The 12538-nt window shown below is 59.3% G+C and carries 9 protein-coding genes and 4 pseudogenes; 9 read left to right on the forward strand and 4 right to left on the reverse strand.

Translation table 11 applies throughout. The annotated features are described in order from the left end of the window. Window positions 1-2: 2 nt before the first annotated feature. Window positions 3-1568 carry an IS66 family transposase gene (gene tnpC / locus ACLFLU_RS08585; RefSeq protein ID WP_426411799.1) on the forward strand — a complete coding sequence of 522 codons (1566 nt, stop codon included), beginning with the start codon at window positions 3-5 and terminating at the stop codon, window positions 1566-1568. Beyond that, complete coding sequence (locus ACLFLU_RS08590) at window positions 1565-2167, forward strand: plasmid pRiA4b ORF-3 family protein (RefSeq protein ID WP_426411800.1); 603 nt, start codon at window positions 1565-1567, stop codon at window positions 2165-2167. Before tnpC ends, ACLFLU_RS08590 begins: the two co-directional genes overlap by 4 nt. Before the next feature lie 109 nt (window positions 2168-2276). Here ACLFLU_RS08590 and ACLFLU_RS08595 read toward each other — a convergent pair. Continuing rightward, window positions 2277-2842: pseudogene (locus ACLFLU_RS08595) on the reverse strand (type IV secretory system conjugative DNA transfer family protein); the annotation flags it as partial. 153 nt (window positions 2843-2995) lie between these two features. Here ACLFLU_RS08595 and ACLFLU_RS08600 point away from each other — a divergent pair. From ACLFLU_RS08600 to ACLFLU_RS08610, 3 genes are all read left to right on the forward strand, one after another. Further along, the gene (locus ACLFLU_RS08600) at window positions 2996-3646 is read left to right on the forward strand and encodes an IS4/Tn5 family transposase DNA-binding protein (RefSeq protein ID WP_426411801.1); all 651 of its coding nucleotides are present in this window, start codon (window positions 2996-2998) and stop codon (window positions 3644-3646) included. Further along, a complete protein-coding gene (locus ACLFLU_RS08605) occupies window positions 3582-3977 on the forward strand; it encodes a hypothetical protein (RefSeq protein ID WP_426411802.1) in 396 nt (131 codons plus the stop codon). The genes ACLFLU_RS08600 and ACLFLU_RS08605 overlap by 65 nt, the downstream gene beginning before the upstream one ends. Window positions 3978-4054: 77 nt before the next feature. After that, window positions 4055-4444 (forward strand): IS4 family transposase, encoded by a 390-nt coding sequence (locus ACLFLU_RS08610; RefSeq protein ID WP_426411803.1) that lies wholly within the window; start codon window positions 4055-4057, stop codon window positions 4442-4444. 172 nt (window positions 4445-4616) lie between these two features. On the opposite strand, the gene ACLFLU_RS08615 is transcribed toward ACLFLU_RS08610, so the two are convergent. After that, window positions 4617-5792, reverse strand: coding sequence for a trans-sulfuration enzyme family protein (locus tag ACLFLU_RS08615; protein ID WP_426411804.1), 1176 nt, complete (start codon window positions 5790-5792; stop codon window positions 4617-4619). Window positions 5793-6286: 494 nt separating this feature from the next. Here ACLFLU_RS08615 and ACLFLU_RS08620 point away from each other — a divergent pair, with 494 nt between their 5' ends. The 3 genes from ACLFLU_RS08620 (at window position 6287) to ACLFLU_RS08630 (ending at window position 9750) form a co-directional block, all read left to right on the forward strand. Beyond that, window positions 6287-7453, forward strand: a complete 1167-nt coding sequence (locus tag ACLFLU_RS08620) for a M24 family metallopeptidase (RefSeq protein WP_426411805.1) — start codon at window positions 6287-6289, stop codon at window positions 7451-7453. A 112-nt stretch (window positions 7454-7565) separates the two neighbouring features. Continuing rightward, on the forward strand, window positions 7566-8696 hold the full coding sequence (locus tag ACLFLU_RS08625) for a succinylglutamate desuccinylase/aspartoacylase family protein (RefSeq protein ID WP_426411806.1): 1131 nt from the start codon (window positions 7566-7568) through the stop codon (window positions 8694-8696). 331 nt (window positions 8697-9027) lie between these two features. Beyond that, the gene (locus ACLFLU_RS08630; protein WP_426411807.1) at window positions 9028-9750 is read left to right on the forward strand and encodes a GntR family transcriptional regulator; all 723 of its coding nucleotides are present in this window, start codon (window positions 9028-9030) and stop codon (window positions 9748-9750) included. 275 nt (window positions 9751-10025) lie between these two features. Here the strand turns inward: ACLFLU_RS08630 and ACLFLU_RS08635 are convergent. Further along, window positions 10026-10226, reverse strand: a pseudogene (locus ACLFLU_RS08635) (transposase); the annotation flags it as partial. A 267-nt stretch (window positions 10227-10493) separates the two neighbouring features. Here ACLFLU_RS08635 and ACLFLU_RS08640 point away from each other — a divergent pair. Next, window positions 10494-11710: pseudogene (locus ACLFLU_RS08640) on the forward strand (IS110 family transposase). Between the two features lie 311 nt (window positions 11711-12021). On the opposite strand, the pseudogene ACLFLU_RS08645 reads toward ACLFLU_RS08640, so the two are convergent. After that, window positions 12022-12390, reverse strand: a pseudogene (locus ACLFLU_RS08645) (transposase); the annotation flags it as partial. Window positions 12391-12538: the final 148 nt, after the last annotated feature.

Raw genomic sequence — 12538 nt, forward strand, 5'->3', positions numbered from 1 at the left:
CAATGAGTGATTTGCCTGATGAGCTGCCGAGCGATCCCACCGAGTTGCGTGTCTTTGACGCGGCTCTGCTGGATCGTTGCGCCAGGCTCGAGCGGTTGCTCAAGCTTGCAAAAGATGCGCAGTTCGGTCGGTCCTCGGAAAAGCTGGATGCTGATCAGCTTCAACTTGTTTTGGAGGATATCGATCAGGCCGTTGCGGCTCTCGAAGCCGCCGAGGGTCGCGCCAATCCCAAGACATGCGAGAAGAGAGCTGCCGCGCGCAGAGCCAACCGTGGTCAGCTGCCGGAGCATTTGCCGCGCATCATCGATACCCTGATGCCCGCTGCAACCTGCTGCCCGTGCTGCGCAGGCGTCCTTTTTGAGATCGGTCACGATGAGAGCCAGAGGCTGGACGTCGTGCCGGCGCAGTATCGCGTCATCGTCACCCGCCGACCCAAGCTGGCCTGCCGCGCCTGTCACAGCGTCGTCCTCCAGCACGCCGCTCCCGAGCGACTGATCAGGGGTGGATTGCCCACTGAGCGGCTGGTCGCGCATGTGATCGACGCCAAGCATCATTGGCATTTGCCGCTTTACCGCCAGGCGCAGATGCTGGCGACGCACGGAATAGCGCTGGACCGTTCCACGCTCGCCTTCTGGGTCGGCTATGCCGCCCAGGAATTGAAGCCCTTGTGGCATCGTCTGCGCCAGCTTCTGCTCGCCTCTTCGAAGCTCTGTGTCGATGAGCCTCCCGCACCGGTGTTAGATCCGGGGCGCGGCAGGACCAAAACCGGCTACTTCTGGGCGCTGTCACGCGATGACAGGCCCTGGGCCGGACCTGACCCACCTGGCGTGGTTTACGCTTATGCACCGAGCCGCGGGGCCATTCATGGCTTGCGCTTGCTCGAGGGCTATCGCGGCATCATCCATTGCGACGGCTATCAGGCTTACAAGACCATGACCCGAGAGACGCGTGCGGACGCCCTGTCCGGGACGCTCGCCTTCTGCTGGTCGCATCTGCGGCGCCAGTTTGTGAAGATCGAGCGCGAGGCTGCTCCGGCGCCGGCTCCGGTTGCCCGCGAGGCCCTTGAGCGCATCGCCCAACTTTACGCGGTCGAGAAAGCGCTCCGCGGCCGATCGGAGGCCGCGCGCCGTGCTGGCAGGCAGGCGCATGCCCGACCTCTGGCTACAGCCTTGAAGCAGTGGTTTGAGGCCAAGCTTGATCATCTTGCGCAGAAGAGCGACACGGCAAAGGCTTTGCGTTATGCGCTGCGTCATTGGGACGGCCTGACGCTCTACCTTGACGACGGGCGCATCGAGATGGACACGAATGCGGTCGAACGTGCGATGCGGCCGATCAAGCTCAACGCCAAGAACTCCCTTTTTGCCGGTTGCGACGAGGGCGCCGAGAATTGGGCAGTCCTGGCTTCGTTAATCGAGACCTGTAGGCTCAATGGCGTCAGCGCCGAGCACTGGCTTGCTGACGTTCTCGTGAAGCTCGTCAATGGCTGGCCTGCGGCGCGACTGGACGAACTGCTCCCTTGGGCGTCGATCTACACGATGCATGCACATGATCCGAGGCTGGCGGCATGAGCCCGAACACGACCGCGGTCCGGATCAAGGTGACCCTCAAGGACGTGAAACCGGAGGTGATGCGATGCCTTGTCGTGCCGCTTACGCTGCGCCTTGATCGGCTGCATCTGACGCTTCAGGCGGCGTTTGGCTGGACGAACAGCCATCTCTTCGAGTTCCTGGCCGGCGAAGGACGTTGGGGTATCCCTGATCCCGATGGAGATTTTGGTCCTCAGCCCATCGATGCCCGCAAGACGCGGCTCTCTAATATCGTTCAGGAGACCGGCGTGAAGACGATCCATTATCTCTACGACTTCGGCGACAGCTGGGATCACGTGATCAAGCTTGAAAAGTGGTTCGACAACACGACAACGGAGGGACTTCCGTTCTTGCTCGAGGCCGCCGGCCGTTGTCCTCCGGAAGACGTCGGCGGTGCGCCAGGCTATGCCGAATACCTCGACGCCATCAGCGACCCCACCCATCCGGAGCACGAACATATGCGCCTCTGGGGCCCGGAGCAGTTCGATCCCAACGTCGTCGACCGGAAGGTGCTTGAGGCCGCTGTCAATGCGTTGTCCGGCATATGGAAGCCGCGCCGGCGCACCACGCGGTCAAAATAGACGTCAAGCGCCAATCAAATTGGCCTCAGAGCTACGCTTACGCTTCATGACATCAGGATCGAGACACACCGATACCTGGGCTTTCTTCTTTGGCGTGCTTATGCCCGTCTCACAATCCGAGATCGTCGCCCGGGCGAGCGATGCCTGGCGCGCGACGCCCTGCATCATGTCATTGAGGCGCCCGATCGGCGGGGCATCTTCCTCGAGTTCGTCCGCAAAATCCGAGGTGAACTCGTTATCGAGAGTTCTCTCCTCTCCACGGTGTCACGAGCCAGTTCCGGCTGCTGCCGACGGTCGGCGGACTTCGAATCCTCTGCGTCGGTCGTGTCGTCGATCGACGTCGGCCGTGCGGTTGGGGGCGGCGGCAGTAGCCGTTTACGCCAATCGTCCGGGCGTTGTCGTTCGGCTAGGTTAGGGCCGGCGGTGCCAGGATGCGCCCCTGAAACCGTCGGTCCTCGTAATAGCGCGCCTTCTTGGCGCGGATCGGATGGAGGCCCGACATCATGACGATCTCATCCGATGGTGGAGCTGCATCATCTCGCCGGGGGGAAGCAGCGGGCGGGCGGTCTCCGACCGAGACACCATGAGGTGACCAAGCCAAGGGGCCAGCCGGCTGCCGGCATAGTTCTTCATCGCCATCACCTCGGTCGCCATGCCCAATGCGTCGGACAACCGAATCGTCATCCCCTCTACAAGTATGCGTCCGCTGAAGCTTTCAATTGCCCATAACTTTGACCACTCGGGCTGATCCGCTGATCGGCGGAATCTTGAATCGAAAGAATCACTTGTGATTCCTTGCTGAGCACCTGATTCGCGATGGGGTGCTCTATGGGGCTGACATCAAGGGATCGATCGGCAAAAGATCGTTTGCGGTCCTTGGAAGGTGAATGTTGGATTGATCGAGAGAGTAGTGGACGCGAGTTTAGGGACGCGCGGCTCGGCGACAGATTCCGTAAACTGCTCACGCAGATTGGAAGCGCCATGGGACAAAGCATTCCGCTCGTCTGCCAGGATTGGGCGAATACCAAGGCAGCCTACCGCTTCTTCTCTGATGACCGGGTCAGCGAAGCGGACATTCTGGCCGGCCATCTCCAATCGACACGTGATCGTGCCGCCGCCACTGAAGGTCTCGTTCTTGTGCTGCACGATACAACCGAGTTCAGCTATCAACGCGAGAAGTCAGAAGCGATTGGCATCACCAAGAGCATAAACAGTGGACGGGATAAGGCGGGTCGTCTCAGATCGCACATGGTTTGCGGCATCCTGATGCATTCGAGCCTCGCGGTGACAATCGAGGGGGCGCCGCTGGGGTTGGCGGCCGTTAAGTTCTGGACCCGGAAGAAATTCAAGGGGACGGCAGTGCTTAAAAAGTCCGACCCGGATTCCCATCGAGAAAAAGGAAAGCGTCCGGTGGTTGGAAAATCTCAAGCAGTCTACGCAACTATTGGATCATCCGGGACGATGCATCCATATCGGTGATCGCGAGAGTGACATCTACGAGCTCTTCTGCGCAGCACAGGAGATCGGCACTCATTTCCTGATCAGGACCTGCGTCGACCGCTTGGCTGGAGACGGGGATCACACGATCGCCGACGAAATGGACGAGGTCGCCGTCAAAGGGCTCCATCGCATCCAAGTCAGAGACAGCAACGGCGATCCCGACCAAGCCATTCTTGAGATCAGGTATCGCAGGATTCGCGTCCTGCCGCCGATCGGAAAGCAAAAGCGCTATCCCGCTCTGACCCTGACGGTGATCCATGCCGAAGAGCGCGGGACGCCGAAGAACAGAAAGAGATCTATTGGAAGCTGATCACCGACCTGCCTGTTGGTTCGCGGACCGACGCCGTTGAGAAGCTCGAATGGTAAGCTTTGAGATGAAAGATCGAAGTGTTCCACAAAATCCTCAAATCAGGCTGCAAAGCTGAGGAGTCGAAGCTCAGGACCGCCCAGCGTCTGACCAATCTGATCTCGCTCTTTTGCATCCTGAGTTGGCGGGTCTTCTGGATGACGATGCTCAACCGTTCCGCCCCAGACGCGCCGCCAACCCTCGCATTGACTGCGACTGAAATCGGCGTGCTCGATCGCCTCGTCAACGACAAACCAAAAGCAAGACAGAAAACGCTCTCACACTATCTGATCAAGATCGCCCGGCTCGGCGGTTATCTCGCCCGCGCCAGCGATCCGCCGCCCGGCAATACCGTCATGTGGCGCGGGCTGTCACGCCTGACCGACATTGCGCTGGGCGCCATGCTAGGAGGAGAATTTGTGGGTAATTGAAAGCCGCTGAAGGCCGCCTTGTCAGGTGAGGCGCGATATTGAGGACTGTCCTTATGGACAGTGATAAGCTCAGTGCCCTGGTCGAGCGGCTCGAAGTGGTGGACACGGGTCGGCCTGAGATTGCCCCGTCGATACCTCGAACCATTAAGCGTGGTTTACGTGCAGTTGCGCATCAGCCCAGGAGAACATCCGACATTCCTTCAAGATCGCGCCAAAGATCTTCAGCGCTCTCAAGGCCAAGGCTAAGTCGGATATGGCTTTGGTGCTCGCCTGTGGGCATTGCCTGCCGCTCGCCTGCGACAATCATGTGCGCGACAATGCTTCGTGTACCTCCCCAAGAAGCACCGATGACAAACATCCTCAACTGGTCGAGAGCACGGTCAACCTTGCTGACATCGACGCCCTGCAGTAGCAGACTGAAAACACCGGAGCAGCCCGCGAAGTCACGCTGCCATAAGGCATGTCCAGAGAACGAAGGAAGAGATGGATGCAAGACCTTAAAACCTGACTTTTCCAAGCGATGCGCGAATAGCTCGCTAAGTGCGCCCGCGTGCCTTATCCGAAGAGCCATCGTTTGGATGCCGCGTAACGCCTGCGAGCAATCATCGGGGGATGTGCCTATCCCCAGAGCACCCAAAGTGCTCCGAAAACGTGCATACAGATCAAGATCATTAAGAACGATCGCACCGAGAAGTAGGTCGGAGTGACCACCTGCATATTTGGTAAGCGCCTCGGCCACGATATCCACGCCCAGGCTTAAAGGTCTACACAGCAAACCAGTCGCCCATGTATTGTCGCATCCCAGAAGCGCACCAGATCTTCTGCACCTCGCTGCGATGGCCGGGATATCACATATTTCCATCGTGGTTGAGCCCGGCGACTCAACCCAAACTAGCTTGGTTGCGCCAGGTCGCAACTTGGCGTCGAGGTCGGCGAGACGAGTCGGGTCAAAGTACTCTATATCGACCCCAAAGGAGTGAAGGATCGTCCGCGCGAATAGCTTCGCCGGAGGATAGACATTGTCGGCGATCAGCAAATGTTCGCCATGGTTCACCAGGGCCAGCATAATGGTTGTTATCGCGCACTGCCCCGACGGCACGATGATCGATCGGCTGGCGGAATGAATTTCCGCCAGCTGGTTCTCCAACGTTCGTGTTGTTGGAGTTCCAGCGAGGCCATAAGTATAGCCATCCGGCGACCGCGTCGCACGCGCGCGATAGGCCGCAGCGCTTGGGAAAACAATCGTTGAAGCTCGATAAACCGGTACCGAGAGACTGACAAATCCTTCGAGCGACGCGGGTGGCGGAACGACGCACAGCGTATCGTTGTTGTTCGAGCTGATGTCCATTGGGGCCCTAAAGTCAAACGCTTCTGCTTTTCTGCCGGGACCTATCGCGTCCCCCCGGAGAGGGCCGGCCGGTATCGTATGAGCTGCCCGCGAGCGGCAGGTCTCGAAGGCTATTAGGTAAGCATGGCGCGCGCTCCATGTGACAGAGTCTGATCGTTATCCATCACGATCATGCTGATGTGCACTTTTGCCAATGGCTCCATCGACTTCATAGGATGCTTTTGACCACCGCCGGTTGCAACCATTGGGTCCTCTTTTAGAATCGTCTGGAGCGTTAGAACGATTGGTAGCCGTTGTGTCAGGCCGATCCCGCTACGCCATTTTAGCCGAGTATATCTGGTATGTCGGCGCCTTGGCAAGTCCGTTGACATAGCAGGTATATTGGGTAGAACTTTATCAAGCGCAGCTTCAAGCCGCGGCAGAACGGCCCTCATACCGGCCAGACGGCTGCGAATTCGGCCTCATGCAAATCAAATTAAGCGACGGAGAACAACATGGCATTGCCTCCCCACTGGCCGGGTGAAGCAGAGGTTGGAGTCCGCATTGCACGGCTGCGCGCCAACATGGCAGATGCAAATGTCGACGCCGTGATTCTGACGTCGCGGCAGAATTTTGAATATTACTCCGGGTTCAGGACGCTATTCTGGACTTCGGATACCAGACCGCTGTTAGCGATTGCGCGACGTGACCGCGCGGGGATTGCAATAATCATTAACGGCTCGGAAGAGCGCAACGCGCAAGCATGGCCGAAACGCCATGTACAGCCCATGTATTATCATGGCTACACCGAGGTCGCAGTATCCGCCGCAGGCGAGTTTCTGAATGATCTCCCAGCCGGTGCTGCTGTTGGATTTGACTATGGACCCGACATGTTCGGGCGCGGATCGATCGCACTGATCGATTACCTGAGGTCGGCGCCGCGCAATTTTAGGCTATCGGACCAGGCCGACCTTATCTGGCAGCAGCGGCTCGTCAAAAGTCAGCACGAGCTGGCCACCAAACGTGAGGCCTGTCGCATAGCAACGAAGAGCTTTTTTGCTGGTTTGGCCGATCTGCGCCTCGGCATGAATGAATATGAGTTCGGCCAATTGCTCAAGCAGCGAATGATCGCGCTGGGGGCCGATAGCGTGGACTGGCTTCCAGTTCGCTTCGATCCCGCAGGAAAGAGTTACGCACAACCGAACCACGACGTTCCATTGGCCCGCGGCAACTTCATCTGGGTTGATATGGGCGCTCGCCGTGCCGATCAGATCAGTGATCTGGATCGGATCGCGAAGGTCGGTAGGGCAACGCCAGAGCAGGAAGACCTCTACGGATTCGTGAGAGGCGTGACAATTCGACTAGCAGAGAAGGTAAGGCCTGGGATGACCGGCGCCATGGTCTATCGTCTCTTTGAGGAACTCTGGTCGGAGCGCAAGCTGTCTCGCCTGACGGCGGCAGGTCGCGTCGGCCACGGCTCAGGTATCGCGTTGACGGAACCGCCATCATTGATGGCCGGCTCGAACGAGATCATTCTGGAAGACATGGTCCTGCATCTTGAACCCAAGCTCGAAATGGCCGGCGGCGTATATCAGACTGAAGAAGTCTTTCGAGTTACCGAAAGTGGTCCTGAATTTCTGAGCGACATCGCACCCGAGCGATTGCCCATCGTCGATCTGTAAAATCTATCTCAAGCCCGCATGGTCCCGCCCTATTCGTCGACCTGCAAGCGAAGAAAACTCCCTTGCGTTGCCGAGCGATGACAGGCAGATCGCTTACTGAACAGGGTCAACCATGAAAAGCCGCGTGTGGAGCAAGATCGATTTTTCGGCAACTGGAATGCAGGCGGACTATGCCCGCGTCCCATATTCGTCCGACATATCCGCCTACGGCTGGATACCTGTTCCCATACTCTGTTTCAACGGCGGTAGCGGACCAACGGCACTATTGACAGCAGGAACGCACGGCGACGAGTACGAGGGCCAAATCGCGCTACGCAATCTCGCGCGGGAGTTGTCTTCAAGCGCAAATCTGCGTGGTCGAATCATTATGCTTCCCGCTCTGAATTGGCCCGCCGTTAGCGCTGGTCGCCGGAATTCTCCGCTGGACGGCGGTAACCTCAATCGCGAGTTTCCGGGCCACGCAAATGGTGGGCCAACCGCAATGATCGCTCACTATGTGACGTCAGAACTTTTTCCTCTGGCAGATGTGGTCATCGATCTTCACTCCGGAGGCCGGTCGCTGGACTATTTGCCGGTCGCGCTCGCGCGCTCCGGTCGGAACGACGCTGAGGCTGCGGCGATTTTGCGGCTTCTGAAAAGCTTTGACGCACCATTTGGGGGGATTACCGATGGTGCGGCTGCAGGTGCCGGGTCAACCCTCTACGCCGCTGCTGAGCAACACGGAATTCCTGCTCTGACGACTGAGCTGGGCTTCGGGGCCACTCTCTCGCAACAGGGGCTGCGGATCGCTGAGCGTGGCCTGAGACGGGTTCTACACGATTATGAAATTCTTCCGGTTATGGATCGCATCGAGCCCGGCTCGTCCGTGATTCTCAAATATCAAAGCCCTCGCAACTCCATCTACGCGCCTTGCGACGGCCTGTTCGAGGCATTCGCCAAGCCTGCCGATGAAGTCAAGGCGAACCAGCCGGCGGGACGTGTCTATCCATTAGGTGATGTTGCTGCCGAACCGGTCGAACTGAAGTTTCCTGCCTCTGGTGTCGTTGCTTACCGACGCTTTCCGACTTTGGCTCACACAGGTGATGCGCTTTTTGGTCTAATGTCGGTGATGGAGGATTGTGGCGTGATACTCGCGCTCCATGGCCATGCCCCGCGCGTTCCGCGAGCGAACTCCGTATCATTCGCTTCAACAGAGCATGATCTGGCAGGGTCAAAGCCGCTTCCGAAATCAGCCTCGGACTAAGAACTGAAAGCGATGACGTTTCACAACATCTCATCGGCTTAGCAAAAGCCAAGCAAGATTTCGTCTTTTGTATCCTGGAGATTGCTACTGGGCCAATTTCCAGCTGGGTACTAATTAACGCAAACGATTGACAGAAGATGACAAGCATACTAGGTATGCCATCGCCTAGGCTACATGTTCGCCCCTCACGGGGCGTCGTTCGACTATAGAGATTGCCAGGGACGGGCAGCTCAATTGGCCGCAATCGGAATACGAACACGTTAGGCCAGAGCGAGATCGGAACGAAATGTCGGTAGCACCTTCTCGTCTCCGTCCCAGCTCATCGCTCCACGTGACGGTGCGCGAGAAGATTCTGAAGCGCATCTCCAGTGGGACTTATCAGCCGGATGCTCCAATTCCGTCCACTGCCATGCTCGGAGAGGAATTCGGAGTCAGCCTCATCACGATCAAACGCGCGCTTCGCGACCTACAAGCTGCTGGCGTGATCGTCTCAGTTGCCGGTAAGGGTACATACGTCAAGAAGCAGGCCAGGATTCTGCGCACGCTGGATCTGACGGCTCCCTCCTTTGAGGGGACCACAATGCAATTGCTTTCCATCACACGAGAGAGGATTTCAGATCCGGCTATGCTTACCTTCGGCCCGCCGAAGGAAGCGATGCTGTGCGTCCGCAAGACGATATTTATCGACGATGTGCCGTTCTTGTATGACTCGACCTATCTGTCTGCAGATGTCGAGGGTGAGATCGTAGATGAGTTTGCTGAGCGTTTTGTCACTGAAGCGCTGCGTCGTCACAACATTCTCGTGACAAATACCGATCTTATCATTGATGCCGCTCCCGCCACCGGGCAGGTCGAAGAAGTATTCGGAATCCCAACTGGATATCCCATTCTCCGACGGTTTTACAAGTTCAGTACGGATACTGCAGGCGTCTCGGTCTATGGTGTTCTCCAGGCGCCATTCGACCGTCTTTCCTGTTCTGTCAGTTTTCCAGCGCGCGGACGCGCCTCGCGCGCAGCCGGACCGGGCGTCAATGCTTCACGGCGTCGTTCCTAGCACCCGCAAGCACTCGACGAAATTTGTACTTTGTTAAGCTCGCGCATAAGTGGCGAGACGCGATGCGTGATGCTGCGGCAGCAAATCTGACCACACAGCTCAAGCGCGCGCCAATTCTAGTTCTGTGCGTCAAGTTCAGCAAAATTGATCATGGGGTCCGGCCGAGCCATCCCCTCGGAGCCGCCGCCGTCGCTCGCTTGCCCAAAAGCGTAGCGCTGGCGAGCGACGGCGGCGGAGAGGGGTGGCTCGCATCCCCTTGGTGGGCCTGAGCATCGTCAGGCCGCCTGGCGTAACGTCTCCTTCTTGTGCTCCTTCAACAGATCCATGTTGAGATAGCGATGATCCTCAAGCCACGCCTCATGGCGCTCGACGGTCAGCGCCCGCACCAGCCGTAAACAGCTCTCGGCATTGGGGAAGATTCGCACCACATAGGTGCGCCGCCGGATTTCCTCGTTGAGACGTTCCAGCATATTGGTAACCGGTATGAGATGTCTCGGTGCCAACGTTCCCGCTGCGGTGTTCTACATCGTGCCGTATGGTGCGACCACCGCGACAGAGGCACCGGGAGAACGAAGTGCGGGCAGGCCGATGTTATTCGATGAGCCGAGAGCTCGAGTTAGTAGCTGGCCGCCTCTGCGACTCGCCCGGTTGCCCCGGGAGCACGAATCCGTAGTTGTCGTGTCGCCCGCAGCTCCCGTCAGTCATGTGTCTGGCAGGAGGTGCGAATGCGACGGGTGATTGGCATCGACGTCCACCGAACTTTCGGCGAGGTGGTGTTTTGGGGGGACGGCAGGTTCCGACATGCGGGCCGCATCGATATGACGCGGACTGCGCTGGAGGGATTTGGCAAGACTCTGCTGGCTCGTGATGAGGTGGTGGTCGAAGCGACTGCCAACAGCATGGCGGTGTCGCGGGTTCTGGCGCGGTTCGTGGCACGGGTGATTATCGCCAATCCGCTGCAGGTGAAGGCGATCGCCCAGGCTCACGTTAAGACCGACAAGATCGATGCCGGCACGCTCGCCAGTCTGCAGGCGGCCGGGTACCTGCCGCAGATCTGGACGCCTGACGCGGAGACCGAACGCAAGCGTCGGCTGGTGGCGCGACGCTACCAGGTCGTGCGGCATCGCGCGCGGCTCAAGAACGAGGTCCATTCGATCCTTCACGCGCACCTAATCCCCGAAGTGCCCGCATGCCGATCTTTTCAACGCCCGCGGCCGAGCGTGGTTGGCCACCCAACAGCTGCCGGACGATGAGCGCGCGGCCATCGATCGGCACGTCCGTGAGCTTGACCGGCTGGCGGAAGACCTGGCTCTGCTCGACCGCGAGATCGCGCAGGACGTCATCGACGATCTCGCGGTCAACAGATTGATGACGATCACCGGCGTCAATCTGGCGGTTGCCGCCGGCATAGTGGCGGCGATCGGCGACATCAGCCGGTTCGACAGCCCGCAGAAGCTAGTGAGCTATTTCGGGCTTAACCCGCGGGTGCGGCAGTCGGGACTGGGAGCCGCCCATCACGGTCGATCAGCAAGATCGGCCGCGGTCACGCGCGCGCCATGCTGGTCGAGGCGGCCTGGGCCGCAGCCAAGGCACCCGGTCCACTGCATGCTTTTTTCGTGCGGATCCGCGCCCGGCGTGGCCATCAGGTCGCCGCGGTGGCCGTGGCTCGCAAGCTCACGGTGCTCTACTGGCATTTGCTGACGAAGGGCGAGGATTACTGTGGGCGCGCCCGGCGCTGGTCGCCAACAAGACCCGCGCGATGCAACTTCAAGCTGGACATCCGCAACAGAAGGGCAGCCGGCGTGGACCAGCCTATGCCTACAACATCAAGGCGCTGCGCGACTGTGAGATGTTGATTGCCGCCCAGGCGGAACGAGGCTACGAACGATTGGTGTCGCAATGGAAACCGCGGCGGCAAAAACCCGGCGCGCGGGCGCCTCAGCTCGGCAGGACAAAATAGGCAGTCCGGTGACGCTTGCAGCCGACGCGTCACGCTTCGCCACGAGGTCGCCCGCGCCCGACAACCATAACCGCCGCTGACGGCAAGTGCCAGCCAGGAATGCAGTCCCGTTCCACGCCAGCATGCCGCCGGTCTCGGGCCGGTCAAGGCCAAGCCGTGCGGTGGCCGCAAACGCGGCAAGGCTTGACCGCTCCTGCGCGCGGCAGCTGCGAGATCGGTGGCCGGGACGGAAGAATGGCCCGCGGCGCGGCCGAACAAAAGAATGGACGCGATTTCCGCAATCGTCATCGCGGCGCGGTCATAAAAAATCGCTTGTCCATCTCATCCGTCGACTTCATGTGCTGGCGGTGCAGCAGCGGCAGCCGGAAGTAGGTCAAGGTCTCTTCGATGTTGTCCTCGACCCAGCCGGTGAGCTTGGGGTATTTGCCGTCCCATTTGCCAAGCCATGCCGCCAGATCGCGCCGCTCCTCGCCAAGATCGCGCCGGTCGTACATCCAGCGCAGCTCGAGCAGGCAATCGTCGTCGACCTTGCGGGGCACATAGTCGAGCGCGTTGCGCAGGAAGTGCACAGAACGGCGCTGCCAGAACACGCCAGCCAGGACTTCGGCGATCGCCTTCTTTAAGCCGGGATGATCGTCGGAGACGGCGAACTCGACGCCATGCAGACCGCGGGCCTTCAGCGCTTTCGTGGCTCGCCGGTCTCATCAAGCTGGTTGGACCGGTCGAGGGTCCGCCGTTGCACGCTCCTGACTTTCAGGTCGGAATTCTTGCCGGCTTATGGGGTTTTATCGCCGCGGCTTCTTAGGCGTTTGTGAGAATGCAAGGTGG

This window comes from Bradyrhizobium ganzhouense (assembly GCF_049949285.1).
In the GTDB taxonomy this organism is placed as follows: Bacteria; Pseudomonadota; Alphaproteobacteria; order Rhizobiales; family Xanthobacteraceae; genus Bradyrhizobium; species Bradyrhizobium ganzhouense.